A 24,729-nucleotide genomic window follows, 5' to 3' on the forward strand; every position below is an offset into this window, starting at 1 on the left:
GGGTCAGGACGACGGGGCGTCGGTGAAGGTCTCGCCGCGTTCCGCCTTCGCCACCAGCAGGGCCGGCGGGGCGAAGCGCTCGCCATACGCGGCGGCGAGTTCGCGGGCACGGGCCGTGAAGCCGGGCAGCCCGCCCGCGTACCCGTTGACGTACTGGAGGACGCCGCCGGTCCACGCCGGGAACCCGATGCCCATGATGGAGCCGATGTTCGCGTCGGCGACGGAGGTGAGCACTCCCTCCTCCACGCAGCGGATCGTGTCGAGGGCCTCCGCGAAGAGCATCCGCTCCTTCATGTCCTCGAAGGGGATGGTGCGCGGCTCCTTGCCGAAGTGCTCGCGCAGTCCGGGCCAGAGCGCGCCGCGCCTGCCGGTCTCGTCGTAGTCGTAGAAGCCCGCGCCGCCGCTGCGGCCGGTGCGGCCGAACTCGTCGACCATGCGGTCGATGACGGCGTCGGCGGGGTGCTCGGGCCAGGGCCGGCCCTCCGCCTCGAATGCCTTGCGGGTCTCGTCGCGGATCTTGCGCGGGAGGGTGAGGGTCAGCTCGTCCATCAGGGAGAGGACCTTGGCGGGGTAGCCGGCCTGGGCCGCGGCCTGTTCGACGGAGGCGGGTTCCAGGCCCTCGCCGATCATCGCGACGCCCTCGTTGAGGAACTGGCCGATGACGCGCGAGGTGAAGAAGCCCCGGCTGTCGTTGACGACGATCGGGGTCTTGCCGATCTGCCGCACGAGGTCGAAGGCGCGGGCCACCGCCTCGTCGCCGGTGCGTTCGCCCTTGACGATCTCCACGAGCGGCATCTTGTCCACCGGGGAGAAGAAGTGCAGGCCGATGAAGTCCTCGGGGCGGGTGACCCCCTCGGCGAGGTCGGTGATGGGGAGGGTGGAGGTGTTGGAGCACAGCAGGGCGTCGGGGGCGAGGAGGTCCTGGACCTCGCGGAAGACGCGGTGCTTGAGGCCGGTGTCCTCGAAGACGGCTTCGATGACGGCGTCGCAGCCGGCCACGTCGGCGGGGTCGGCGGTGGGGGTGATGCGGGCGAGGAGCGCGTCACGGTCGGCGGCGGTGACCCGGCCCTTGGCGACGGCCTTGTCGAGGATCTTCGCGGAGTACGCCTTGCCGCGTTCGGCGGCCTCGACGCTGACGTCCTTGAGGACGACCTCGATGCCCGCCTTCGCGCAGGAGTAGGCGATGCCGGCGCCCATCATGCCCGCGCCGAGGACGGCGGCTCGGGTGACGGTGCGGCGCGGCACGTCGGCGGGGCGGCTGCGGCCGGCGTTGACGGCCTGGAGGTCGAAGAAGAACGCCTGGATCATGTTCTTCGCGGTCTGGCCGGTGACCAGTTCGGTGAAGTAGCGGGCCTCGATGGTCAGGGCGGTCTCGAAGTCGACCTGCGAGCCCTCGACGGCGCAGGCCAGGATGTTGCGGGGGGCCGGGTAGGGGGCGCCGTTGAGCTGCTTCTTGAGGTTGGCGGGGAAGGCCGGCAGGTTCGCGGCGAAGCGGGGGTTGGCGGGGGTGCCGCCGGGGATGCGGTAGCCGGGCCGGTCCCAGGGCTGGGCGGACTCGGGGTTGGCGTCGACGAAGGCGCGGGCCTTGGCCAGCATCTCCTCGGGGGTGGCGGCGAGTTCGTGGACGAGGCCGTTGTCCAGGGCGCGCTTCGGGGAGTAGCGGGTGCCCTGGAGGAGCACCTTCAGCAGGGCGTCGGCGATGCCCATGAGGCGGACCGTGCGCGTGACGCCGCCGCCGGCGGGCAGCAGGCCGAGGGTGACCTCGGGCAGGCCGATCCGGGAGCCGGGCGCGTCGAGGGCGATCCGGTGGTGGGCGGAGAGGGCGATCTCGTAGCCGCCGCCGAGGGCCGCGCCGTTGATCGCGGCGACCACGGGCACGCCGAGGGTCTCGATGACGCGCAGGGACCGCTTGATGGCGGTGCCGGTGTCGAAGGCGAGGGCGGCGTCCTCGGGGCGCAGCCGGATCATGTCCTTGAGGTCGCCGCCGGCGAAGAAGGTCTTCTTCGCGGAGGTCCAGATGACGCCTCGGATGGTGTCGCGTTCGGCGAGGGCGCGTTCGGCGATCGCGGCGACGGAGTCCTTGAACGCCTGGTTCATGGTGTTCGCGGACTGGTCGGGGTCGTCGAGGGTGAGGGTGACGACGCCGCTGTCGTCCTGGTCCCAGCGGATCGTGGTCGACTGGCTCATGCGGGCTCTGCTTTCGTGTCGGTGGGGCCGGGGGCCGGGGGCGTGGGTGCGGGGACCCGGGTCACAGGCGTTCGACGACGGTGGCGATGCCCATGCCGCCGCCGACGCACAGGGTGGCCAGCCCGTACCGCTGGTCGCGGCGTTCCAGTTCGTCCACGAGGGTGCCGAGGATCATGGCCCCGGTGGCTCCGAGGGGGTGTCCGAGGGCGATGGCGCCGCCGTTGACGTTGATCCGGTCGAGGCCGAGGCCCATGTCCTTGGCGAAGCGCAGGACCACGCCCGCGAACGCCTCGTTGATCTCGACCAGGTCGATGTCGTCGATGGTGAGCCCGGCCTTGGCGAGGGCCTTGCGGGTGGCGGGGGCCGGGCCGGTGAGCATGATGGTGGGCTCGGAGCCGGAGACGGCGGCGGAGACGATCCGGGCCCGGGGGCGCAGTCCGGCGCGTTCGCCGGCCTCGCGGGAGCCGATGGCGACGAGGGCGGCGCCGTCGACGATGCCGGAGGAGTTGCCGGCGTGGTGCACGTGGTCGATGGCCTCGACCCAGTGGTACTTCTGGAGGGCGACGGCGTCGAAGCCGCCGAGGTCGCCGATGTCGGCGAAGGAGGGCTTGAGGGAGGCCAGGGAGTCGGCGGTGGTGCCGGGCCGCATGTGCTCGTCGTGGTCGAGGACGACGAGGCCGTTGCGGTCGCGGACGGGCACCACGGACTTCGCGAACCGGCCCTCCTTCCAGGCGGTCGCGGCCCGCTCCTGGGACAGGGCCGCGTACTCGTCCACGTCGCGGCGGGAGAAGCCCTCGATGGTGGCGATGAGGTCGGCGCCGATGCCCTGCGGGACGAAGCCGGTGTCGAAGTTGGTCATCGGATCGGCGAACCAGGCTCCCCCGTCGGAGGCCATCGGCACCCGGGACATGGACTCGACCCCGCCCGCGAGGACCAGGTCCTCCCAGCCGGAACGGATCTTGGCGGCGGCCGTGTTGACGGCTTCGAGGCCGGAGGCACAGAAGCGGTTCTCCTGCACGCCGGCCACCGTGTCGGGCAGGCCGGCGGCGATGGCGGCGATCCGGGCGATGTCGGAGCCCTGGTCGCCGACGGGTCCGACGACGCCGAGCACGATGTCGTCGATCGCGGCGGGGTCGAGGCCGGGGTTGCGCTCCTGCAGGGCGTGGATCAGGCCGACGACGAGGTCGATGGGCTTGGTGCCGTGCAGGGCGCCGTTGGCCTTGCCTCGGCCGCGCGGGGTGCGGAGGGCGTCGTAGACGTACGCTTCGGGACTCAACTCTTCCAGCCTTTCGACGGGTTCGTGCGGGGTGCGGGTGCGAGGGCGCAGTGGGGCGGGGCGGGGCGGGCGGGTGCTCAGTCGAGGAGGGAGCGGCCGATGATCTCCTTCATGATCTCGGTGGTGCCGCCGTAGATCGTCTGGATCCGCCCGTCGACGAAGGCGCGCGCCACCCGGTACTCGCTCATGTAGCCGTATCCGCCGTGCAGTTGGAGGCAGCGGTCGGCGACGCGCTTTTGCAGTTCGGTGGCCCACCACTTGGCCATGGAGGCGTGGACGTGGTCGAGTTCGCCGGCCACGTGGTCGGTGACGCAGCGGTCGAGGAAGGCGCGGGTGACGGCGGCCTCGGTGGCCATCTCGGCGATCTCGAAGCGGATGTGCTGGAGCTTGGCCAGCGGCCGGCCGAAGGCTTCGCGTTCCTTCACGTACCGGGTGGTGATCTCCACGAGGTGTTCGGCGGCGGCGATCGCGGCCACCGCGATGGCCATCCGTTCCTGCGGGAGGTTGGTGACGAGGTGCAGGAACGCGCCGTTCTCGGTGCCGAGGAGGTTCTCCTTGGGCAGGCGCACGTCCTGGAAGAAGAGTTCGGCGGTGTCCTGGGCCTTCTGGCCGATCTTGTCGAGGTTGCGGCCCCGGGTGAAGCCGGGGGTGTCCCGTTCGACGACGAACAGCGAGAGGCCGTGCGCCCCGCCCTCGGGGGTGGTGCGGGCGGCCACGATCACGAGGTCGGCGAGGATCCCGTTGGAGATGAAGGTCTTGGAGCCGTTCAACAGCCAGTGGTCGCCGCGGTCCTCGGCGCTGGTGCGGATGCCCTGGAGGTCGGAGCCGGCGCCGGGTTCGGTCATCGCGACGGCCGAGATCAGCTCCCCGGAGCAGAACCCGGGCAGCCAGCGGGCCTTCTGCTCGGGGGTGCCGAGGGAGGTGAGGTAGGGGCCGACGATGTCGTTGTGCAGGCCGATGGCCAGGCCCGGGGCGCCGGCGCGGGTGAATTCCTCGGCCAGCACCACCCCGTAGCGGAAGTCGGGGTTTCCGCCGCCCCCGTACTCCTCGGGCACGGCGAGCCCGAGCAGCCCCTGCCGGCCGGCGGCGAGCCACACCTCGCGGGAGACGATCCCGTCCCGCTCCCAGCGGTCGTAGTGCGGCAGCACCTCCTTGGCGAGGAAGGCGCGGACGGTGTCCCGGAACGCCTCGTGGTCGGCGTCGAACAGCCGGCGTCTCATGACGTGGGGGTCCCTTCGGAGGGGTCGGGGAGCAGTCCCGGCACGCCCCAGTCCCGGGCCACCTCCGCGCCGTGCGCGCCCGGCAGGGCGGGGCCGCCGGTGAGGGTCGCGGGGGTGGCGGAGAACCGGGGGGCGGGGGCGGGCTGGACGATGCCGGCGTGCTCGGTGAAGGTGCCCCGGGCCGCCAGGTGCGGGTGTTCGGGGGCCTCGCGCAGGGAGAGGACGGGCGCGACGCAGGCGTCGCTGCCGGCGAACACCTCCGTCCACTCGGCGCGGGTACGGGAGGCGAACGCCCCGGCGACGGCCTCGCGCAGTTCGCCCCACGCGGCGAGGTCCTTGCGGGCGGGGGCCCGGTCGGCGATGCCGAGGAGTTCGGTGAAGGTGTCGTAGAACCGCTGCTCCAGGGCGCCGACGGCCATGTACAGCCCGTCGGAGGTCGCGTAGGTGCCGTAGAAGGGGCAGCCGCCGTCCAGGAGGTTCGCGCCCCGCCGGTCCTGCCAGCCGCCGGCGGCGACCATGCCGTGGATCATGGCGGTGAGGTGGGCGGTGCCGTCCACGATGGCGGCGTCCACGACCTGTCCGGTGCCGCCGGGCAGGCCCGCGTGGCGCAGCGCGGCGAGGATCCCGACGACGAGGTAGAGGGAGCCGCCCGCGTAGTCGCCGACGAGGTTGGCGGGGACGGCCGGCGGCCGGTCGGGGTCGCCGATCATGCCGAGGGCCCCGGTGACGGCGATGTAGGAGATGTCGTGCCCGGCCGTGTGGGCCAGCGGCCCGTGCTGGCCCCAGCCCGTCATCCGGCCGTAGACCAGGCGCGGGTTGCGGGCCAGGCACGGCTCGGGGCCGACCCCGAGCCGCTCGGCCACCCCGGGCCGGAAGCCCTCGATGAGCACGTCGGCCCGTTCCACCAGGTCCAGGACCCGGGCGGGGCCGTCGGCGGCCTTCAGGTCGAGGAGGACGGAGCGTTTGCCGCGGTTGGTGACGTCGTGCGCGGGATCGATCGCGAGTCCCGCCGGGCCGGGCCGGTCCACGCGCACCACGTCCGCCCCGAGGTCGGCCAGGAGCATCGCCGCGAAGGGCCCGGGGCCGATCCCGGCCAGTTCGACCACGCGGACGCCGGCGAGCGGGCCGGTGGGCGGGGTGGTCGGTGCGTGCGCGGTGTCTGCCATCGGGCCCCCAGGGTGTGGCGGTGCGGTGCGGCTGTGTGACACAACTGATGTAACACCAGGGATGCTAGGAACGTGGCCCGGCGAACACAAGCCCCGGGAGCCGCGATCGGCGAGTCGGGGGCGCGTGCGCCGGCGTGCGAACGGGACGCGTAAGGTGCACGGTCACGAACGCCGAACCGGGGCACACGCGCGGTCGGGAGGGCACCCGACGCCGCGTCACGGCGACACCCGCGTGCCGCGCCGCGCCCGCCGCCGGAGCCCCCGCGCCCACCGTCCGCTCGACCACAGGAGCCGCATGAGCACGCGATCGCACCCCCAAGGGGCCCCGGCCCGCACCTACGACCTCGTCCTGTTCGGCGCCACCGGCTTCGTCGGCGAACTGACCGCCCGTCGGCTGGCCGAACAGGTCCCGGAAGGCTGTCGCTGGGCCCTGGCCGGGCGCGATGTGAGCAAGCTCCGGGCCGTGCGGGAACGGCTGGCGGAGCTGCGGCCGGAGGCGGCGAAGGTGCCGTTGATCCGGGCCGAGGCCGGCAACCGCGCGGACATGACCGAACTGGCCATGTCCACCCGCGTGCTGGCCAGCACCGTCGGCCCCTACCTCTGGTACGGCACGGACCTGGTGGCCGCGTGCGCGGACGCGGGCACCGACTACCTCGACCTGACGGGCGAGCCCGAGTTCGTGGACCGGATGTACGTGGAGCACGACGCGCGGGCGCGCGAGACCGGCGCGCGCCTGGTCCACGCGTGCGGTTTCGACTCCGTCCCGGCCGACCTCGGCGTCCTGTACACGGTGGGGCACCTGCCGGAGGGGGTGCCGCTGCGGATCGACGGGTTCATGTGGTCCGACGCGCGGATCTCGGGCGGCACCCTCGCCTCGGCCCTGAGCGCCTTCGGGCGGGGCGCGCAGACCCTGCGGGCGGCGCGGGCCAGAGCGGCGGCGGAACGGGACCGGTCGGAGCCCGGGGACCGGGTGGTCCGGGCCCCGCTGGGCGCCCCCCGCTTCCACCCCGTGACGGGCACCTGGGCGCTCCCGCTGCCCTCCCTCGACCCGCGGATCGTGGCCCGGTCGGCGGCGGCCGACCCCCGCTACGGGCCGGATTTCCGCTACCGGCACTTCGCGTCGGTGCCGAACCTGGCGGCGGCCCTCGGCGGGACGGCGGCCGTGGGCGCCGTCGTCGGGCTGGCCCAGCTCCCGCCGGCCCGGCGGCTGCTGTCCTCGCTGTGGGAGCCGGGGCGCGGTCCCGACGAGGCCCGTCGGGCCCGCAGCCGGTTCACGGTCCGGTTCGTCGGCGAGGGCGGCGGCCGGCGGGTCCTGACGGAGGTCTCGGGCGGTGACCCGGGCTACGAGGAGACGGCCGTGATGCTGGCCCAGTCGGCCCTGTGCCTGGCCTTCGACCCGCTGCCCGTCCGCTCCGGCCAGCTCACCCCGGCCACGGCGATGGGCTCCCACCTGCTGGACCGACTCCGCACGGCGGGCGTCCGCTTCCGCGTCGCGCACCAAGACTAGGTCGAGGCCGCCTTCAGAGCTCGGCGGCAGAGCGCGTCGGCTCGGCGGGTGGTCTCCGGGAGGCGGTAGTGGGGGCTGAGGGCCAGGGTGAGGGCGCAGGCGTTGTCCAGGTCGACCCGGTGGCCGACCGAGACGAAGACGGGTTTGACGCCCGCCCGGGTCCGCAGCGCCCGCCCGACCTCCTCCCCCGCGTCCGTCCGCAGCGGGCTGTGCGCTCCGCGTTCGGGGGCGGGGTCCTCGTGGTGGAAGGTGAAGGGGTTCTTCGCGACGCCGATGGTGGGCAGCCCGGTGACCACGCCGACGTGGCAGGCGAGGCCGAAGCCGCGCGGGTGGGCGAGCCCGTAGCCGTCGCAGACGACCAGGTCGGGGCGGACCCGCAGGGCCTCCAGGGCCCGCAGCAGGGTGGGCAGCTCACGGAAGGCGAGGAGGCCCGGGACGTACGGGAAGGAGACGGCGCCGACCGCCGTGGCCTCCTCCACCACCTCCAGGGTGTGTCCGTCGAGGACGACGACGGCCGCGGCGACGAGGTCGCGCTCGTCGTCGTAGGCCACGTCCACGCCGGCGACCAGGCCGCCGCCGGGCGCGGGTCCCCTCTCGTCGAGGACCACGCGGTCGCGCAGCGCGTCCTGTATCGCGCGGGCCTCCGCCTCGTCGGCGGGGCCGGTCATGTCGCTCATGATCGTGGAGGGTAGTCGCTCGCGGCGCGGGTCCGGTCGGCCGGTCGGACGCGGGCGGGGGCCGGGAATCGGTCGTACCGCCGGCGCCGTGCGCCGGGCGGATCGGCGTGCGCCTCCCCCGGACCTTCGGACACCCGGTGTACCCGGAGGAACACACAGATGAATTTCGGCCATTCGGTGACGCAGCTCACGCCATCGGGCGTGCACGCGCGGGCCCCTTTCGACGTCTCTCCTGGTGCCGGGCGGATCCCCTCCACTCCCGGCCCGTCCGTCGCAAGGGAGCGAGCCTTGATCACTGTCATCGAGCAGGCCGTACAGGCCCGGCTGGTCGCCACCGCGCCGAAGGTCGACACCGTTCCTGTCACCCTCGGCTACGACCGTTCCGACCCGTACGCGGTCCGGATGTCCTTCCCCGCGCCGGCCACCCTGGAGGGGGTCGAGGTGGCGTGGACCTTCGCCCGGGAACTGCTGGAGGTCGGGCTGGAGCGGCCGGCGGGCGCGGGCGACGTGCGGGTGCGCCCGTACGACGCGCGCCGCACCGTCGTGGAGTTCCACGCCCCCGAGGGGGTCGCGATCATCCTGATGGACGGCGCCGACCTGCGCGGTTTCCTGGACCGCGCCGCGACCGTGGTCCCGCCCGGCCTGGAGCACCACTACCTGGACCTGGACGGGGAGCTGGCCGCCCTGCTCCGCGACTCGAACTGACCCCCCGGCCCCCCTCCTGCCCACACCCCCGCCCGCGCCGCCGTACCCGTCCGCCCCCGATCGTCCGCCCCGCGCCCTGCCGAAGGCGCCGCGCGGGCCCGGGGGCCACCGCGCCCGATAAATCGTTTGCGGTCCCCGCGCGCCCCGGCGTAGCGTCGTCGACGTCACATTGCCGTCGATCGGAGCAGGACGTTGCTCGTCTGAGGTCGGGACATCGCGTCGCCCACCCTCCTCGCCCCGCCGTCGCCCCGCGCCGCTCCCCCTGACGGGAGCCGGGTCCGACCGCGAGCGGCGTACCCCCGCTCGACCGGCCGTGCGCCTTCGCCGCGCATCCGCCCCGTCGAGACCGGGCACCTTCCGGGACCCACCGTCCCGCACGCGATGTTCCCCCACGTTGCCGCAGATCCGTCACGCAACCTGGAGGACCTCCATGAGTACCGCCCCCCTTTTCGTCACCTGCTCCGACCTCCGTTTCGAGTGGCCGGACGGCACCCCCGCCCTCGACGGCCTCGACCTGGCCTTCGGCCCCGGCCGCACCGGCCTGATCGGTGTCAACGGGTCCGGGAAATCAACCCTGTTGAAGCTGATCGCCGGCCGGCTGCGGCCCGCCGCGGGCAAGGTCACCGTCCGCGGCGAGGTGGGCTACCTGCCGCAGGACCTGACCTTGGACACCACCCTGCGGGTGGACCAGGCCCTCGGCGTCGACCGGACCCGGGCCGCCCTCCTCGCGATCGAGGCGGGCGAGGCCACGGAGGAGAACTTCGCCCTCGTGGGCGACGACTGGGACGTCGAGGAGCGCGCCCTGGCCACCCTCGCCCAGCTGGGCCTGGGAGCTCTCGACCTGGACCGCACGGTCGGTGAACTCTCCGGCGGCGAGTCGGTGTTGCTCGGCCTGGCCGCGCTCTTCCTCGCCCGGCCCGACGTGCTGCTGCTGGACGAGCCGACCAACAACCTGGACCTCGCGGCCCGCCGCCGGCTGCACGAGGCGGTCGCCGCCTGGCCCGGGGTGATGGTCGTCGTCAGCCACGACCTGACGCTGCTGGACTCGGTGGACCGGATCGCCGAACTGCGCGACGGCGAGGTCCGCGTGTACGGCGGCAACTTCTCCGACTACCGGGAGACGATCGCGATCGAGCAGGAGGCGGCCGAGCGCACGGTCCGCAACGCCGAGGCGGACGTGCAACGCCAGAAGCGCGAACTGATCGAAGCCCGGCAGAAGTTGGCGCGCCGCAAGGCGTACGGACAGAAGATGTACGAGACCAAGCGCGAGCCGAAGATCGTGATGGGCGCGCGCAAGCGCGCGGCCCAGGAGTCGGCGGGCAAACACCGCACGATGCACGAGGACCGGCTCTCGGACGCGCGCGAGCGGCTGGAGCAGGCCGAGGACGCCGTGCGCGTGGACAAGGAGATCCGGGTGGCCCTGCCCGACACCCGCGTCCCGCCCGGCCGGCGCGTGTTCACCCTGCGCGACCTGCGCCCCGCCCACGGCCCGGCCCTGCCGGGCGAGTGGGAGGTGCGCGGCCCGGAGCGGATCGCGCTGATCGGCCGGAACGGCTCGGGCAAGACCACGCTGCTGCGGACCGTGGCGGGGCTGGTCGAGCCGGCGGCCGGCGAGGCCACGACCTGGGTGCCGACCCGGTACCTGCCGCAGCGGCTGGACGCGGCGGTGCTGGACGACGGGCTGTCCGTGGTGCAGCAGGTGGCGCGCGAGGCCCCGGAGGCCGACAACAACACCGTCCGGGCGCGGCTGGCGCACTTCCTGTTCCGGGGCGCGCGGGCGGACCGGCCGGTGGGCACGCTCTCGGGCGGGGAACGGTTCCGGGCGGCGCTGGCGGCGCTGCTGCTGGCCGAGCCGGCGCCGCGGCTGCTGATGCTGGACGAGCCGACGAACAACCTCGACCTGTCCAGCGTGCGGCGGCTGACCGAGGCCCTGCACGCGTACGAGGGGGCCATGGTCGTGGTCAGTCACGATCTGCCGTTCCTGCGGTCGATCGGGATCACCCGGTGGCTGCTCTTGGACGAGGAGGGGCTGCGGGACATCGCGCCGGAGGAGGTGGAGTCCGGGATCGACGGCTCCTGAAGGCCCCGCGCCGACCGCTTCCCGCACGGTCGGCGCCTCGGGCGCGCCCCGGGGCCGCCCGTCAAGCGCGGACTGACGCATCACCCGCCGATGTGAGCCACTTCACGGGACGTATCGGGACGGAAGTCCTCCCCTTTCCACCCCTCGGACCTGGGGTCATAACGTCATGTAACGGGACGTTCGGCCCGGTGGGTGTTTGCGCTTCTTCACGCCGCGCTTAACCTACGGGTTCGTAGGCTACGGAACCGTAGGTAATTCGCTTTGTCCCCAGGAGCACCCGTGACGATCACCTCTCCCCACCTCGGCAGCTCGGAGGCGTGGACCGACGCCAAGCTGCTGTTCGCGCTGGAAGAGGTGGTGGAGAAGGAACTGAACCGCCACCTGAAGGTCACGAAGGACTGGATGCCGCACGACTACGTGCCGTGGGGCGACGGGCGGAACTTCCCCCGGTTCTTCGACGACGGGGAGGCGTGGCTGCCCGAGCAGTCGAAGGTCACCGACATCGGGCGGATCGCCCTGGTCGTCAACCTGCTGACCGAGGACAACCTGCCCAGCTACCACCACGAGATCGCCTCCCTGTTCGGTCGGGACGGCGCCTGGGGCACCTGGGTGCACCGGTGGACGGCCGAGGAGGGCCGTCACGGCATCGTGATGCGCGACTACCTGCTGGCCTCCCGCGCGGTGGACCCGGACAAGCTCGAAGAGTTCCGGATGGCCCACATGTCGGAGGGCTTCGAGTCGGACAACCGGCACTCGATGCTGCACTCGGTGGCGTACGTGGCCTTCCAGGAACTCGCCACCCGCATCTCGCACCGCAACACGGGCCACCAGTCCGGCGACCCGGTCTGCGACCGGATGCTGGCGCGGATCGCGCAGGACGAGAACCTGCACATGGTGTTCTACCGCAACCTGCTCGGCGCGGCCTTCGAGCTCGCCCCCGACCTCACGATGCAGGCCGTCCGCGACGTGGTCGTCGGCTTCCGGATGCCCGGTCACGGCATGCCCGGCTTCGAGCGGGCCGCCGCGCAGATGGCGATCGGCGGGATCTACAACCTGCGCATCCACCACGACGACGTGCTGAGCCCGGTGCTGCGGTTCCTGAAGGTCATGGAGATCGACGGGCTCGGCCCGGACGGGCAGCGGGCCCAGGAGGAACTTGGCCTGTTCATGAACGGCCTGGACTCCGAGGCCGCGAAGTTCGACGAGCGGCTCGCCGCCCGCGCCGCCCGCAAGGCGGCCCGCCAGGGCTGAGGCACGCCCGTGCACGGCCCGGATCCCGCCGCGCGGGGCCCGGGCCGTCAGCGTCGGGGGCGCAGGGCCCGCCGCTCCCGTTCGGAGAGCCCGCCCCACACCCCGAAGCGCTCGTCGTGCTCCAGCGCGTACTCCAGGCACGCGGCCCGCGCCTCGCAGCGCCCGCACAGGGCCTTCGCCTGCCGCACCGAGTTCCCGGGCTCGGGATAGAAGAACTCCGCGCCGGTCTGCGCGCACAGCGCGGTCTCGAAGGGGTCGCGGGTGTCGGGGAGCGTGTTGGTCGCCATGCCCCGATGCTGGACGGCCCGCGTGAACACATCGTCAACGTCCCATGGACGCGCTCGTCCGGACTGGCGCGTCGCTATCCGGCCTCGGGCTCCGGCGGGGCCTTGCGGGCGCGGCTCGGTTGGACGCGCTTGGGTTCGCCCGGCATCTTCGGGTGGTCCGGGGGGTAGGGCAGGTCGCCCAGGCCCCGGCCGTGGTGGTCCTCGTCCGCGAGGGCCAGCGCCGCGGTCAGGTCGAAGGCGTGCTCGTCCATGTCGGCGTGCAGGTCGCCCACGTCGGCGTAGCGGTCCGGCATGGTGACCACGTCGAAGTCGGCCGGGGCCACCGTGTCGAGCTCCTCCCAGCGCAGCGGGGCGGAGACCGGGGCGTGCGGGCGGGGGCGCACGGAGTAGGCGGAGGCGATGGTCCGGTCGCGGGCCGTCTGGTTGTAGTCCACGAAGATCCGCTCCCCGCGTTCCTCCTTCCACCAGGCGGTGGTGACCTCCTCGGGCATGCGCCGTTCGAGCTCCCGGCCGATCGCGATCGCGCAGCGTCTGACCTCGGTGAACGTCCAGCGGGGGGCGATGGGGACGAACACGTGCAGTCCCCGGCCGCCGCTGGTCTTCGGCCAGCCGCGCAATCCGAGCCCGTCGAGGACCTCGCGCAGGGCGTGGGCGGCGGTGACGGCGTGGTGGAAGTCGGTGCCGGGTTGGGGGTCGAGGTCGATGCGCAGCTCGTCGGGGTGGTCGGTGTCGGCACGCCGGACGGGCCAGGGGTGGAAGGTGAGGGTGCCGAGGTTGGCGGCCCACAGGACGGCGGCCGGGCCGGTGGGGCAGATCTCGTCGGCGGTGCGGCCGCTGGGGAAGGCGATGTGCGCGGTGGGGATCCAGTCGGGCAGGTTCTTGGGCGCCCGCTTCTGGAAGAAGGACTCGCCGTCGACGCCGTCGGGGAAGCGCTCCAGGGTGGTGGGGCGCTCGCGCAGGGCGCGGGTGATGCCGGGGCCGACGGCCAGGTAGTAGCGGGCGAGGTCGCCCTTGGTGATCCCGCGTTCGGGGAAGTAGACCTTGTCGGGGTGGGACAGGCGGACGGTGCGCCCGTCCACCTCCAGTTCGATCGCGCCGGCGGCAGCCATGTCTGCCACGGTAGGCGGGTCCCGACGGGCCCGCACACCGGGCGGGGCCGGGCCGGGGGTCTCAGAATGCGGGGTATGGACCTGCCGGTGATGCCGCCCGTGAAGCCGATGCTGTGCAAGCCCGCCGCCCGGATCCCGCCGGGGATGCAGTACGAGGCGAAGTGGGACGGGTTCCGGGCGCTGGTGTTCCGGGACGGGGACGAGGTGGAGATCGGCTCGCGCACGGGCAAGTCCCTGGTGCGGTACTTCCCCGAGCTGGTGGAGGCGTTCCGGCGGGTGCTGCCGCCGCGCTACGTGCTGGACGGGGAGATCGTGGTGGTGCGGGACGGGCGTCTGGACTTCGACCGGCTCTCGGAGCGGATCCATCCGGCGGCCTCCCGGGTGAGGCTGCTGGCCGGGACCACCCCGGCCTCGTTCGTGGCCTTCGACCTGCTGGCCCTGGGCGAGGTCTCGCTGCTGGAGGCCCCGCTCGCCGAACGTCGGGCCGCCCTGGTCACCGCTTTGTCCACCGCCACGCCTCCCGTGCACACCGCCCCGGCGACCACCGATCCGGAGCTGGCCGGCGAGTGGTTCGAGCGGTTCGAGGGCGCCGGTCTGGACGGGATCGTGGCGAAGCCGCTCGATCAGCCCTACCGGCCCGACGCCCGGGTCCTGTTCAAGGTCAAACACGAACGTACGGCGGATGTCGTCGTCGCGGGTTTCCGTTTCCACAAGAGCGGTCCGATCGTCGGATCATTGCTGCTGGGGCTGTACGACGAGCACGGCGCGCTCCAGCACGTCGGGGTCTGCGCCGCGTTCACCGCGAAGGTCCGGGCCGAGCTCGTCACGGAACTCGCGCCGCTGCGGATGGACGAGGACCCCTCGGCGCACCCGTGGGCCGCCTGGTCGGACCCGGCCGCCCACGAGGGGGCCCGGCTGCCCGGCGGGCAGAGTCGCTGGACCGGCAAGAAGGACCTGTCCTGGGTGCCGTTGCGGCCCGAGCGGGTCTGCGAGGTGGCCTACGAGCACATGGAGGGCGACCGGTTCCGGCACACGGCTCGGTTCCGGCGCTGGCGCCCCGACCGCGCCCCCGCCTCCTGCGACTACGGGCAGCTGGAGGAGGTGCCCCGCTACGACCTGGCGGAGGTGCTGGGACAGGGCGCGGGTCCCGGCTGAGGGGCGCCGGCGGGTCGGTCGGCTCACCCGTTCGGGGCCGGCCGGGTCAGGTCGGCGCGCGGGTTCACCCCCGGTGGTTTGACAAACGGCCTTGCCGAATCGGCAAATGGTGTCATGTCTCCCGCACCGGCCCACCCGCCCGAGCGGCCCGCCCGGGCCGCCGGACCGCCGGCGCCCGGCGAGGCCGCCGCTCAGGAGTCGCCCGACGTCGAACTCGGCCGGGTGCTCACCGCCGTCGGCCCGCGCCTGCGCGCCCTGCGCAAACGACGCGGCGCCACCCTGGCCCAGCTCGCCGAGAGCACCGGCATCTCCGTCTCCACCCTCTCCCGGCTGGAGTCGGGCCGGCGCAAGCCGACCCTGGAGCTGCTGCTGCCGCTCTCGCGCGCCCACCGCGTGCCCCTGGACGAGCTGGTCGGGGCGCCCGACACCCGGGACCCGCGGATCCGCCCGACCTCCTTCGTGCGCAACGGCACCACCTACCTGCCGCTGACCCGCACCCCCATGGGCGGGGTGCAGGCGTTCAAGCACGTCTCGCCGCCCACCCCCTACCCCGCGTGCGGACCCGTCCCGGAGCTGCGGGTGCACGAGGGGTACGAGTGGTTGTACGTGCTCTCGGGTCGGCTGCGGCTGCTGTTGGGCGCGCACGATCTCGAACTGGGCGCGGGCGAGGCCGCCGAGTTCGACACCCGTACCCCGCACGCCTTCTGGAATCCCGGCCCGGGCCCGGCCGAGTTCCTGTCGCTGTTCGGCCCCCAGGGCGAACGCGTCCACGTCCGGGCCCGCCCCACGACCACCGACGCCGGCGCCGAGGCCGGCGCGCGAAAGGACCTCCCGTGACCAGCCCCGCACCCCTGTCCCCCGAGCCCGCCGGCCGTCCCCGGGTGATACCCCGGCCGCACGCGATCGTGGGCGTGGGCCTGATCGTCCTCGACCCCGCCACCGGGCACGTGCTGCTCGGCCGGGCGCACGACGGGAACTGGGAGCTGCCCGGCGGGAAGGTGGACCCGGGCGAGGACTTCGAGACGGCCGCCGCGCGGGAGCTGGCGGAGGAGACCGCGCTGCGGGTGGATCCGGCGGACGTGCGGCTGCTGGCCGTGCAGCTCGCGGCGGCCCCCGGCCTGTCGGAGACCCGGTTGACGGGGGCCGCGGTCACCGAGGCGGCCGAGGGGGTGGCGACCGTCACCGAACCGCACAAGATCACCCGGTGGGCGTGGTTCGCGCCGGAGGAGATCCCCTCCGCGCTGTACCCGCCGTCCGCGGCCGTCCTGGGCCACTGGCGCCCCGACCTGCCGACGCTCCCCCCGGTCCCCTCCCACGACTACCCGACCGGGCGGGCCTGAGCCTCAGCGCAGGTAGCCGAGGCCGGGGTGCGCGGCGGTGTAGCCGTCGACGAGGCGGCGGGCCACGGCCACCGAGTCCACCAGCGGGTGCAGGGCGAAGGCCGCGACCGCGTCCCCGCGCGATCCGCTGCCGGCCGCCGCCAGCACCCGCCGTTCCACCGCCTTGACCGCCGTGACCAGCGCCGCCGCGTGGTCGGCGAGGGGTGCGGCGGCCATCGGCCGGGCTCCGTTGGCGTCGACCAGGCAGGGCAGTTCGACGACGGCCTCCGGGTCGAGGCCGGGCAGGGCGCCGGCGCCGCGCACGTTGAGGATCAGCGTGGCCCGCGCGTCGCCGGCGATGGCGCGCATCAGGTCCAGGGCCACGCGTTCGTAGCCGCCGGATTCGAGGTCGGCGCCGGCCCGTTCGCCGGCGCCGGCCGCCTCCCGGTTCTCGGCCATGTACGTGGCCTCGCGTTCGGCCCGGGTCCGGTCCCACGCCGTCCACGCGGCCCCCGGCGCGCCGGCCCCGGTCGCGCCCACCTCGGCGTAGAAGGCGCTCTGTTGGCGTTCCAGGAACGCGCCCCGGGTGAGTTCGACCTCCTGGTAGGCGCGGACCGTCTCGCGGTTGAAGTAGTAGTAGTGCAGGTACTCGTTGGGGACGGCGCCCAGGGCCCGCAGCCAGTCGGCGCCGAACAGCCGGCCCTCCTCGAAGGAGTCGGCGGTCTTGGGGTCGTCGAGCAGCGCGGGCAGCAGGTCGCGGCCGTCGACCCACAGGGCCCGGGCCCACCCGAGGTGGTTCAGGCCCGCGTAGTCGATGCGGGCCCGGTCCGGACAGACCCCGGCGAGGTGGGCGAGGCGCCGGCCGAGCCCGACCGGGGAGTCGCAGATGCCGATGACGCGGTCGCCGAGGGTCTCGGCCATGGCCTCGGTGACGAGGCCGGCCGGGTTGGTGAAGTTGATGACCCAGGCGTCGGGTGCCACCCGGGCGATCCGGCGGGCCAGTTCGCGGACCACGGGCACGGTGCGCAGCCCGTAGGCGACCCCGCCGGCCCCGACCGTCTCCTGGCCCAGGACCCCTTCGGCGAGGGCCACGCGTTCGTCGGCGGCGCGACCGGCGAGGCCGCCGACGCGGATCGCGGAGAACACGAAGTCGGCGCCGCGCAGGGCCTCGTCGAGGTCGGTCTCGACGCGCAGCGCGGGGGCGTCCGGGACGCCCTCGGCCTGGTCGGCGAGGACCCGGGCGACGGCGGCGAGCCGGCGCGGGTCGGTGTCGTACAGGACGCACTCGGTGACGCGGCGTCCGCCGTCGCGCGCCGCGTCGAGCAGCGCCCCGTGCACGAGGGGGACGCGGAATCCGCCGCCGCCCAGGATCGTCAACCGCACCGCGGCCGCCTTTCGTGTGGTCCGTTTCGGCCCGGCCCCGGCGAGCGCGTCGCGGGGTGCCACGATCGGCGACATTCGGCCGCCGGCCGCTCCCAGTCTGCCCGGGGTCCGGGCGCCGGGCGGGCCGCGCCGCGCGCGGGCCCGCCGGGCGGGAGGGTCACGAGACGGGTGGGACCGCCCGCAGTCGCGGGCCCGGGACGTATCCGGGCTCGACGGGCGCGTACGGGCCGCCGTCGGCGGGCAGGCCCTGCGGAGTGGAGAGCACCAGTGTGATCCGGGTCAGGCCCATGGCGTCGAGCATGGGGCCGGATTCGGACACCAGCCGACATCTGCTGCGCTGCCGGCTCGCCTCCGGGTGGCGCACCCCGCGCAGGGCCCCGTCGTCCTCGGCGGCCTCCGCGCCGTGGGTGCTGAGCCAGTGCGGCACCCCGTAGCGGTAGGCGGCCTCCATGAAGGGGTCGCGGGCCACCTCCTGGCGGATGCTGCACAGCGCCTCGTCGTCCGGGCTCTCCGCGAGCGCGCTCGCGAACCGGGCCAGCAGGGGCACGCACCAGGCGGGCTCGTGGTCGTCGAGGACGGCCGCCGCGTCGGGGTGGAAGAGCACGAACCGCAGGAAGTTGTCGTCGGGCAGGGCCGAGGGGTGGGGGCGGACGCCGGCGAAGAGCCGGTCGAAGGCCGAGTTGGTCAGGGCCACGTCCCACCGGTGGTCCACCAGGAAGCTGGGGTGCGGCATGGCCTCCATCAGGGCCGCGTAGTCGCGCAGGTAGTCGCGCTGGCCCGGGTCCGTCGGCAGCCGGGTGCCCTCGTCGGCCCGCCAGGTGGGCGGCGGATCGCGGTCCACCATCACCCGGAACAGCCAGAAGCACTCCCGCTCGCTCATCTCCAGGGCCTCGGCCAGGGAGAGCAGCTTGCGATCGGTCCATTCCTTGACCAGGCCGCGCTCCCAGTTCCCGTACGCGCGCACGCTGATCCGCAGCCGGGCCGCCATGTCCTCCTGGCTCAGCCCGAGTTCCTCCCGCCGTCGGCGCAGGATCTCCTTGCGGCGCTCCGACCGCACCGCCCCGCGCGCCGATTCCTCGGCCGCAAGGCTCTCCTCTCCGGCCCGAATCAGGCCATCGGACGGGCCCACCGCTGCGAGATGTGGCACCGAGAGCTCCCCCTTCTCGCGGTCTGGATCTTCATTTCCGTGTTGGTGATCCTGCTACCCGTTTCATTCGAGTGTCAACTATTGTGGCAATTCCAGCCTCAGGTCAGCTCAATCACGCCACAGCTGTGGCAAGTTCTAGTCCCATCAAGGGGAAGCGGTTAGCCTCCAAAGGCCGACCACGTGTCCGACCCGACCCCGCGTGATCTAGGAGAACCACTGGTGACAGACGGCTTCCCGGCTCCCGTCGCGGTGGCCACCGTGCCGCTGGCGACCATCGTCGAGCGCGTGGCCGACCTCGCCGTCCGGCTCGGCCGCGACCGGGACGAGGTCCTGGACGCGCGCCGGCTCTCCGCCGCCTCCGGAGTCCCCGTCGAGGTCGTGGCCCTGCTCCTGGACGGCCGGCCCGCCGGCGAACCCGACCTCCAGGCGCGCTTCCTCCAACGGCTGGACCTGCTGCGCACCACCCGCGTGAAACCCAACGGCCGACGCTACACCCAGCAGGAGATCGCCGACGGGGCGGGGATGTCACGCCAGCAGGCCGGCGCGCTGATCAACGGCGACCGCCGGCCGACGATGGAACACTGCGACGCGATCCAGCGGTTCTTCGGCGTGCACGCCGGGTTCCTCACCGCCCACGACGCCGACGCCCTCCAGGACGCCCTGGTCCGCGCCGAGGGCCGACTGCTCCAGGACTTCGCCGGCCGGGAACGCGAACGGGACCGCGACCGACGCGCCGACGCCCCCGACCCCGCGTCCGAGACCCCCGCCGCCGAACCGGTCCTCCCGGAGGCCGCCGAACCGGACGCCGCCGCCGACGACCCGCTGGAACGGCTGCTGGAGAACCACGGCGTGCGCGGCATCGCCTGGCGCGCCGCCCGACTGCCCACCGACAAGCACCGGGCCAAGGTCACCGAATGGCTCGACATGCTGTTGGAGAGCGTCAACCCCGGCGAGGGCCGGGAGGGCTGAGCCCGAACGCCGGACCGGCCCGCCGACACGAGGTCGACGGGCCGGTCGGGGCACGGGCCACTCAGTCGGCGATCCCGGAGGCCAGGGCCAGCTTCGGGAACAGGTCCGCGAACGGGCCGGCCGAGTCCACCCCGTCCCGCCCGTACGGGGCGTCGAAGCTCCACACCAGGAACAACAGGAACACGATCAGCGCGCTGAACAACCCGGCGAGCAGCAACTCGCGCCCGGACCGCCGGATCTGCAGCGTGAAGATCAGCCCGATCGTGACCAGGGCCCCGGCCAGCAGACCGAACCACACCACGCTGGGCAGCGTGGACTCCGAGCCCTGGCTGCGGCCGTGCCGGGCCGCGTCCGCCGCCGCGATCCGGTCCAGGAGCGGCTGGTAGGACTGCGCCTGCAACTCGTCGCCGAGCTTCTGGTGCGTGACGTCCTTGCGCAGGGTGTCGAGCAGCACCCCGCCCTCCTCCGACGGCGCCTCCCCGGCCACCAGGCGCGGCCAGTCCACCCGCACGGTGTGCGTCACATAGGCGTCCACCTCGCCCCGGATCCGGTCCCGGACCTCCGCCGGGTACACGTCCGCGCGCTGCGTCACCTCGTACAGCGACTGGGCCTCGTCGCGCACGCTGTCGTCGGCCGCGCCGCGCGCCTCCCACACCCCGGCGATGGCCAGGCCCAGCACGATCGCGTAGACCACGCCGACCATCATCACCATGTACTCGATCACGTCGGGCGTCTCACTGGTGTCCTCGTCCGCCGCGACCCGGCGGTGCCGGATCACGGTGAACGCGAGGACGGCGGCGCACACGAGCGCCATGGCGACGGCCAGTACCAGCCATTCGGACACGAGGGAACTCCCCTGGGGGTGGTGGTTCGGGTGGGCGAAGTCCTAGGAGGCCGCGCCGGCACGGCCCTTGGAACGGGGACGGAGCGCTGCCGCCGCCAACACGGCCGGGGTGGTGACCACGACCATCGTCGTCACCGTCGACAGCCCGGCCCGCCGCCGGTCCCCGCCCGCCGGGGCCCGATAAGGCCGGAACGGGAACCGCCCCGAGGCCGCACGGGCCGCGGGAGCCGCGCCCGGCGCGGGCGGCGCCCCGGCGGCGGAGGCGGCCGGCCCCTCGGGCTCGGCGGCGGGCTCGGCGGGCGTGGGCACGGGCGCGGAGGGCGCGGGCGCCGCCGTCGGCTCCGGCGCGCCCGGCGCGCGGGGGCGGCGCCCGGCGCGGACGGGACCCCGGGCGCGCCCGGCAGCGCCGGCAGGCCGCCGACCACGGCCCCGGGCCCGATCCCGGCCCCCGGGACCCCGGGGCGCGGCCGGCCCGGCCCCGAGTGCACCGGGGGCACCCCGGGATGCAGCACGGTGGCCCCGCCGGGGGCGCCGACCCAGATCGAGGGCGGCCCCGACGGGCGGGCCCCGGTCCGGGGGGTGCACAGGTCCACGTGGGCCCCGGCGGCCCCGTCCGGGCCGTCCGCGACCCCGACGTGCCCGGTGAGCGGGCACAGTCCCGCCACCAGTCCGACACCCGCGAGATACTGCCAACCGGACACGGCGTGCCCTCCCGTCGCGTTCCGCTCCATCGCACCGGCTCGTGCGAGCCGACTCGTCGCGCCCCGGCGTGCGCGCGGCGCACGGGGTCACGGCCGGGAAACGATCACGGCGGCGAATCGATACGCCCGAGTGGCCGCAATACTCCTGCCGCACGCCCCGGTTCCCCCACCGGACTCCCCCGCCCACCACCCCACTCGAACCGGCGTACGCCCCCGCGAACCGCACTCCGCCGGCGGCCGGCATAGGGTCGAACCGTTTCCGTTCTCGGCCGAAAGGCGCCCGCCCCGCATGTCGCCGCGCGCCCCCGCCCCACCCCTCGCCCCCGGAGGCCCGAGCCGTCCCCTGCTCCTCTCCTCCCGCCCCTGGCGGGCCTGGGCCCGGCTGGCACTGAGCCTCCTGATCGGCCTGCCGACCCTGCTCGCCCTGGCGCTCCTGCTGTCGGTCGGGCTGCCGCTCGCCCCCGTCGGCCTCGGGCTGCCGCTGCTGCTCGGGGCGGCACTGCTGGGCCGGCCCCTGGGCGCGCTGGAACGCCGGCGCCTGCGCCGCGCCCGACCCGACGACCCCGTGCTCCCCGACCCGCATCCGCCGCTCCCGCCCGACACCCCCCTCCCGACCCGGCTCCGGCGCAGGCTGCGGGAGCGTGCGACCTGGCGGGAACTGGCCCACGCCGTGCTGTCCGCCGTGCTGTTGGCCCCGGCGGGCGGGGTCCTGTTGTGCGCGGTGGCGTTCTGGCTGCTGCTCCTGCCCGGGCCGCTGATCGTGTGGGCCCTGGCCCCGGAGACGGTGATGCTGTGGCCCGGGCACGTGACGAGCCCGGCGGAGGCGGTGGCCGGCTCCGCCGTCGCGCTCGTGGGCCTGGCCTCGTGCGCGTACCTGGGGTCCTGGCTGGCCGAGCTCCAGGTCGGCGCCGCGCGCGCCCTCCTCGGCCCCCGCCCCCGGGACCTCGCCCTGCGCGAACTGGCCGGATCCAGGGACCGGTTGGCGCACTCCTTCGAGGCCGAACGACGACGGATCGAACGCGACCTGCACGACGGCGCCCAACAGCGCCTCGTCGTCCTCGGCATGACCCTGGGCCTGGCCGCCCGGGAACTGCGCGGGGTGGAGCGGGCGCGCGACGCGGCCGAGTTGGTGGAGCGGGCCCGCGCCGAGGCCAAGGAGGCGCTGGCCCAGTTGCGGGACCTGGTGCGGGGCATCCACCCCCGGGTGCTGACCGAGCACGGGCTGGCCGCCGCGCTGCGCGAGGTCGCGGCCCGGCACCCGGCCCCCGTGGACCTCCGCTTGGACCTGCCCGAGGCACCGGACCTGCCCGAGCGGGTGGCCGCGGCCGCCTACTTCGCCGGGGTGGAGGCCCTCGCCAACGCCGCCAAGCACGCCCCGGGCGCGCCCGTGCGGATGCGCGGCGCGCTGGTCCCCGGAGCCCCGGCGGCCGATCCGACCCTCGTGGTGTCCGTGACCGATCTCGGCCCCGGCGGGGCCGACACCACCCGGGTCGGGGGCGGGCTCGCCGGCCTCGCGGACCGACTGGCCGTGGTCGGCGGCGTCCTGACCGTGTCGAGCCCGCCGGGTGGGCCGACCCTCGTCCGCTGGGAGATACCGTGCCCCTCCGTCTGATCCTCGCCGAGGACTCCGTGCTGCTGCGGGCCGGGCTCGTCGAACTCCTCACGCGCGGCGGCCACCGCGTCCTGGCCGCCGCGGCCGATGCCGAGGGGCTCCGGGAGGCGGTGGCCCGGGAACGGCCGGACCTGGTCGTCACCGACGTGCGGATGCCGCCGGACTTCGCCGACGAGGGCCTGCGCGCGGCCCTGGCGCTGCGCGCCGCCGACCCCGCCCTGCCGGTGCTCGTCCTCTCCCAGTACGTGGCGGGCGCCTACGCGGCCCGCCTGTTCGCCGAGGCCGCGGGCGGCGGGGGTGGGCTCGGGTACCTGTTGAAGGACCGGATCGGGGACGTGGACGAGTTCCTCGACGCGGTGGACTCGGTGGCCGCCGGCCGCACGGTCGTGGACCCGGAGGTGGTCCGGGTCCTGGTGCGCGGGGCCGCCGACGGCGGCGGTCCGGTGGGCCGCCTGACCCCGCGCGAACGGGAGGTGCTGGGCCTGATGGCCCAGGGCCTGAACAACCAGGCGCTCGCGTCCCGCCTGTCGGTGACGGAGGCCGCCGTCGTCAAGCACGCGGGGAACATCTTCGCGAAACTCGACCTCGACCCGACCGAGGGCAACCGGCGGGTGCTCGCCGTCCTCACCCACCTGCGCGCGACGGGCCACCTGCACTGACCGCGCGCCCCCCGTCGATCGCCGGCGCGGGCACCGGCCCGTCAGGCCCGCGCGCCGTCCACCCCCACAGCGCGAGCAGCACCGGCACCGCCAGGTAGCCCCAGCGTCCGGTGGGCGCGCCCAGGAACGCGACGGCGAGCCCGAGGGCCAGGCGCAGCGCCGCCGCGCCCGGGTCCCGGGGCGGCCGGAGCACGAGGGACAGGCCGACCGCGAGGGCCCCGCACGCCACCAGGCCCGCGGCGAGCCACCAGCCGCCCGGCAGCGCCTGCGCGAGCAGCCGGCCCGGCATCGGACTGCTCGCGGGGGTCGCCACGACGGCCCGGCCGGTGGGGAACTCCACGACCTGACGCCACAGTTCGCCGGGGGCGAGCAGGGCGGCGGGCGCCACCAGCGCCGCCGTGCCCAGCATCGCGCTCGCCCCGCACCGGGCCGCCGCCCGCCGGCCGCCCGTCGCCGCCGCCAGGGCGAGGGCCACCGGCAGGACGGGCCACAGGATCCACTTCGTCGCGCACACCACCGCCAGCGCGAGCCCGGCCCGCCCCGGCCGCCCCGCTCCGACGGCCGCGAGCGCGAACACGCACAGCCCGATCGAGGGCAGGTCCACCCCGCTGACGGTCATCGGCAGGGCGACCAGGGGCGAGGCCACGAGTGCGAGCGCCCACCCCCGACCGTCCCCGCCCACCGTCGGGCCCCGCCCTCCGGGCCGCTCCCCCGGTCCGGGCGGCCGCCCGGCGGCGAGGAACCCGGCGAAGAACACGGCCGCGCACCAGAGCCGGGCGTCGCCGAGCACCCGTGCCACCGTCGCCCACGGCTCGCCGAGCCCACCGCCGTCCCCGAACAGGGCGCGCGGCAGGCCGAACAGGGCCACGGCCGGCAGGTACGGGGTGTACTCCGCCACGCTCACGGGATCGGGCAGCCAGGGGGTGCCGCCCGCGACGGTCAGCACCCCGGCGCGTTCGATCACCGCGACCTCGCTCTGCCCCTGTCCGGTGGCCACCAGCCACAGCATCGGCACGAGCACCGCCCCGGTCAGCGCCGCGGGCAGCACCGCGCGCGGGATCCGGTGCGCGCAGGCGGCGGCGAGCAGGTATCCGGACCCGGCGCACAGGCCCCAGAGCCGGTGCGGGCCGAGGGAGGAGAACAGCGGGAAGGAGAGGGCCCAGGCGGCGCACAGGAGCCAGGGCCACGCGACGGACCCGGGCCCACCGGCCGCCGCCCGACCGAGCCGCCCGGCGACCGGGCCGGGGCGTCGCGGGGAACGGAACGGGGAGCGGGGCGGGCGGGGGCGGGCCGCGGTCGGCCGGTGCGGGGGCATGTCCCCATTCCAGCCGCCGGCCCGCGCCGGGTCAGCGGACCTGGGCGGAGACCTCGTGGTCGGGTTTCCCCTACCCTCCTGGCTCCCCGGACACGCCCGAGGGCCGGGCCTCGCGTCGTGGTGACGCGGGACCCGGCCCTCGGTGCCGGTGTCGCGGTGG

22 protein-coding genes are annotated in these 24,729 nt (G+C 74.8%); 10 read left to right on the top strand and 12 right to left on the bottom strand.

Features of this window, described 5'->3' with window-relative positions; translation table 11 throughout:
• Nucleotides 1-3 precede the first annotated feature (3 nt).
• The 4 genes from ACN20G_RS02340 to ACN20G_RS02355 all read right to left on the bottom strand — a co-directional run bounded on the left by ACN20G_RS02340 (nucleotide 4) and on the right by ACN20G_RS02355 (nucleotide 5,849).
• A complete protein-coding gene (locus ACN20G_RS02340) occupies nucleotides 4-2,187 on the bottom strand; it encodes a 3-hydroxyacyl-CoA dehydrogenase NAD-binding domain-containing protein (protein ID WP_424211015.1) in 2,184 nt (727 codons plus the stop codon).
• Between the two features lie 61 nt (nucleotides 2,188-2,248).
• Nucleotides 2,249-3,463 (bottom strand): acetyl-CoA C-acetyltransferase, encoded by a 1,215-nt coding sequence (locus ACN20G_RS02345; protein WP_424211016.1) that lies wholly within the window; start codon nucleotides 3,461-3,463, stop codon nucleotides 2,249-2,251.
• 77 nt (nucleotides 3,464-3,540) lie between these two features.
• Nucleotides 3,541-4,683, bottom strand: coding sequence for an acyl-CoA dehydrogenase family protein (locus ACN20G_RS02350; RefSeq protein WP_424211017.1), 1,143 nt, complete (start codon nucleotides 4,681-4,683; stop codon nucleotides 3,541-3,543).
• Nucleotides 4,680-5,849, bottom strand: a complete 1,170-nt coding sequence (locus ACN20G_RS02355; RefSeq protein WP_424211018.1) for a CaiB/BaiF CoA transferase family protein — start codon at nucleotides 5,847-5,849, stop codon at nucleotides 4,680-4,682. Before ACN20G_RS02355 ends, ACN20G_RS02350 begins: the two co-directional genes overlap by 4 nt.
• A gap of 295 nt (nucleotides 5,850-6,144) precedes the next feature.
• Between ACN20G_RS02355 and ACN20G_RS02360 the strand changes: the two genes are divergently transcribed.
• Nucleotides 6,145-7,356: a saccharopine dehydrogenase family protein gene (locus ACN20G_RS02360; RefSeq protein ID WP_424211019.1), complete on the top strand. Its 1,212-nt coding sequence runs from the start codon at nucleotides 6,145-6,147 to the stop codon at nucleotides 7,354-7,356.
• Here the strand turns inward: ACN20G_RS02360 and ACN20G_RS02365 are convergent.
• Nucleotides 7,353-8,033 carry an endonuclease V gene (locus tag ACN20G_RS02365; RefSeq protein WP_424211020.1) on the bottom strand — a complete coding sequence of 227 codons (681 nt, stop codon included), beginning with the start codon at nucleotides 8,031-8,033 and terminating at the stop codon, nucleotides 7,353-7,355. The genes ACN20G_RS02360 and ACN20G_RS02365 overlap by 4 nt on opposite strands.
• Before the next feature lie 288 nt (nucleotides 8,034-8,321).
• Between ACN20G_RS02365 and ACN20G_RS02370 the strand changes: the two genes are divergently transcribed.
• The 3 genes from ACN20G_RS02370 (at nucleotide 8,322) to ACN20G_RS02380 (ending at nucleotide 12,069) form a co-directional block, all read left to right on the top strand.
• Nucleotides 8,322-8,738, top strand: a complete 417-nt coding sequence (locus tag ACN20G_RS02370; protein WP_424211021.1) for an SsgA family sporulation/cell division regulator — start codon at nucleotides 8,322-8,324, stop codon at nucleotides 8,736-8,738.
• A gap of 430 nt (nucleotides 8,739-9,168) precedes the next feature.
• Complete coding sequence (locus ACN20G_RS02375) at nucleotides 9,169-10,818, top strand: ABC-F family ATP-binding cassette domain-containing protein (RefSeq protein WP_424211022.1); 1,650 nt, start codon at nucleotides 9,169-9,171, stop codon at nucleotides 10,816-10,818.
• A 279-nt stretch (nucleotides 10,819-11,097) separates the two neighbouring features.
• Nucleotides 11,098-12,069, top strand: a complete 972-nt coding sequence (locus ACN20G_RS02380; RefSeq protein ID WP_424211023.1) for an acyl-ACP desaturase — start codon at nucleotides 11,098-11,100, stop codon at nucleotides 12,067-12,069.
• Between the two features lie 47 nt (nucleotides 12,070-12,116).
• On the opposite strand, the gene ACN20G_RS02385 is transcribed toward ACN20G_RS02380, so the two are convergent.
• Both ACN20G_RS02385 and ligD read right to left on the bottom strand, forming a co-directional pair.
• A complete protein-coding gene (locus tag ACN20G_RS02385; RefSeq protein ID WP_424211024.1) occupies nucleotides 12,117-12,356 on the bottom strand; it encodes a WhiB family transcriptional regulator in 240 nt (79 codons plus the stop codon).
• A gap of 74 nt (nucleotides 12,357-12,430) precedes the next feature.
• Complete coding sequence (gene ligD / locus ACN20G_RS02390; RefSeq protein WP_424211025.1) at nucleotides 12,431-13,465, bottom strand: non-homologous end-joining DNA ligase; 1,035 nt, start codon at nucleotides 13,463-13,465, stop codon at nucleotides 12,431-12,433.
• Nucleotides 13,466-13,540: 75 nt separating this feature from the next.
• Here ligD and ACN20G_RS02395 point away from each other — a divergent pair, with 75 nt between their 5' ends.
• The 3 genes from ACN20G_RS02395 to ACN20G_RS02405 all read left to right on the top strand — a co-directional run bounded on the left by ACN20G_RS02395 (nucleotide 13,541) and on the right by ACN20G_RS02405 (nucleotide 15,960).
• The gene (locus ACN20G_RS02395) at nucleotides 13,541-14,620 is read left to right on the top strand and encodes an ATP-dependent DNA ligase (RefSeq protein ID WP_424211026.1); all 1,080 of its coding nucleotides are present in this window, start codon (nucleotides 13,541-13,543) and stop codon (nucleotides 14,618-14,620) included.
• Nucleotides 14,621-14,734: 114 nt separating this feature from the next.
• Entirely contained in the window at nucleotides 14,735-15,457 is a 723-nt protein-coding gene (locus ACN20G_RS02400; protein WP_424211027.1) for a helix-turn-helix domain-containing protein, read from the top strand.
• Nucleotides 15,454-15,960, top strand: a complete 507-nt coding sequence (locus tag ACN20G_RS02405) for a nucleotide triphosphate diphosphatase NUDT15 (protein ID WP_424211028.1) — start codon at nucleotides 15,454-15,456, stop codon at nucleotides 15,958-15,960. The genes ACN20G_RS02400 and ACN20G_RS02405 overlap by 4 nt, the downstream gene beginning before the upstream one ends.
• Before the next feature lie 3 nt (nucleotides 15,961-15,963).
• On the opposite strand, the gene ACN20G_RS02410 is transcribed toward ACN20G_RS02405, so the two are convergent.
• Both ACN20G_RS02410 and ACN20G_RS02415 read right to left on the bottom strand, forming a co-directional pair.
• Entirely contained in the window at nucleotides 15,964-17,322 is a 1,359-nt protein-coding gene (locus tag ACN20G_RS02410) for a 6-phospho-beta-glucosidase (RefSeq protein WP_424211029.1), read from the bottom strand.
• Between the two features lie 157 nt (nucleotides 17,323-17,479).
• On the bottom strand, nucleotides 17,480-18,469 hold the full coding sequence (locus ACN20G_RS02415) for a helix-turn-helix domain-containing protein (protein ID WP_424211030.1): 990 nt from the start codon (nucleotides 18,467-18,469) through the stop codon (nucleotides 17,480-17,482).
• A 219-nt stretch (nucleotides 18,470-18,688) separates the two neighbouring features.
• Here ACN20G_RS02415 and ACN20G_RS02420 point away from each other — a divergent pair, with 219 nt between their 5' ends.
• Nucleotides 18,689-19,438 (top strand): helix-turn-helix domain-containing protein, encoded by a 750-nt coding sequence (locus ACN20G_RS02420; protein WP_424211031.1) that lies wholly within the window; start codon nucleotides 18,689-18,691, stop codon nucleotides 19,436-19,438.
• A gap of 61 nt (nucleotides 19,439-19,499) precedes the next feature.
• Here the strand turns inward: ACN20G_RS02420 and ACN20G_RS02425 are convergent, their stop codons facing one another.
• Nucleotides 19,500-20,282, bottom strand: coding sequence for a hypothetical protein (locus ACN20G_RS02425; RefSeq protein ID WP_424211032.1), 783 nt, complete (start codon nucleotides 20,280-20,282; stop codon nucleotides 19,500-19,502).
• 42 nt (nucleotides 20,283-20,324) lie between these two features.
• A complete protein-coding gene (locus tag ACN20G_RS02430) occupies nucleotides 20,325-20,591 on the bottom strand; it encodes a hypothetical protein (protein WP_424211033.1) in 267 nt (88 codons plus the stop codon).
• A 681-nt stretch (nucleotides 20,592-21,272) separates the two neighbouring features.
• Here ACN20G_RS02430 and ACN20G_RS02435 point away from each other — a divergent pair.
• Both ACN20G_RS02435 and ACN20G_RS02440 read left to right on the top strand, forming a co-directional pair.
• Nucleotides 21,273-22,595 (top strand): sensor domain-containing protein, encoded by a 1,323-nt coding sequence (locus tag ACN20G_RS02435; protein ID WP_424211034.1) that lies wholly within the window; start codon nucleotides 21,273-21,275, stop codon nucleotides 22,593-22,595.
• Nucleotides 22,595-23,254 carry a response regulator gene (locus ACN20G_RS02440; protein ID WP_424215339.1) on the top strand — a complete coding sequence of 220 codons (660 nt, stop codon included), beginning with the start codon at nucleotides 22,595-22,597 and terminating at the stop codon, nucleotides 23,252-23,254. The genes ACN20G_RS02435 and ACN20G_RS02440 overlap by 1 nt, the downstream gene beginning before the upstream one ends.
• On the opposite strand, the gene ACN20G_RS02445 is transcribed toward ACN20G_RS02440, so the two are convergent.
• Nucleotides 23,220-24,569, bottom strand: coding sequence for a hypothetical protein (locus ACN20G_RS02445; protein WP_424211035.1), 1,350 nt, complete (start codon nucleotides 24,567-24,569; stop codon nucleotides 23,220-23,222). The two genes, ACN20G_RS02440 and ACN20G_RS02445, sit on opposite strands and share 35 nt — an antisense overlap.
• Nucleotides 24,570-24,729 lie beyond the last annotated feature (160 nt).

Source organism: Streptomyces dryopteridis (assembly GCF_049606955.1).
In the GTDB taxonomy this organism is placed as follows: domain Bacteria; phylum Actinomycetota; class Actinomycetes; order Streptomycetales; family Streptomycetaceae; genus Streptomyces.

Bases quoted from the DNA above. Each gene is read 5' to 3' on its own strand.
- ACN20G_RS02340 (WP_424211015.1), bottom strand. From the start codon at position 2,187: ATGAGCCAGTCGACCACGATCCGCTGGGACCAGGACGACAGCGGCGTC.
- ACN20G_RS02350 (WP_424211017.1), bottom strand. From the start codon at position 4,683: ATGAGACGCCGGCTGTTCGACGCCGACCACGAGGCGTTCCGGGACACC.
- ACN20G_RS02355 (WP_424211018.1), bottom strand. From the start codon at position 5,849: ATGGCAGACACCGCGCACGCACCGACCACCCCGCCCACCGGCCCGCTC.
- ACN20G_RS02360 (WP_424211019.1), top strand. From the start codon at position 6,145: ATGAGCACGCGATCGCACCCCCAAGGGGCCCCGGCCCGCACCTACGAC.
- ACN20G_RS02365 (WP_424211020.1), bottom strand. From the start codon at position 8,033: ATGAGCGACATGACCGGCCCCGCCGACGAGGCGGAGGCCCGCGCGATA.
- ACN20G_RS02375 (WP_424211022.1), top strand. From the start codon at position 9,169: ATGAGTACCGCCCCCCTTTTCGTCACCTGCTCCGACCTCCGTTTCGAG.
- ACN20G_RS02385 (WP_424211024.1), bottom strand. From the start codon at position 12,356: ATGGCGACCAACACGCTCCCCGACACCCGCGACCCCTTCGAGACCGCG.
- ligD (WP_424211025.1), bottom strand. From the start codon at position 13,465: ATGGCTGCCGCCGGCGCGATCGAACTGGAGGTGGACGGGCGCACCGTC.
- ACN20G_RS02395 (WP_424211026.1), top strand. From the start codon at position 13,541: ATGGACCTGCCGGTGATGCCGCCCGTGAAGCCGATGCTGTGCAAGCCC.
- ACN20G_RS02400 (WP_424211027.1), top strand. From the start codon at position 14,735: ATGTCTCCCGCACCGGCCCACCCGCCCGAGCGGCCCGCCCGGGCCGCC.
- ACN20G_RS02435 (WP_424211034.1), top strand. From the start codon at position 21,273: ATGTCGCCGCGCGCCCCCGCCCCACCCCTCGCCCCCGGAGGCCCGAGC.
- ACN20G_RS02445 (WP_424211035.1), bottom strand. From the start codon at position 24,569: ATGCCCCCGCACCGGCCGACCGCGGCCCGCCCCCGCCCGCCCCGCTCC.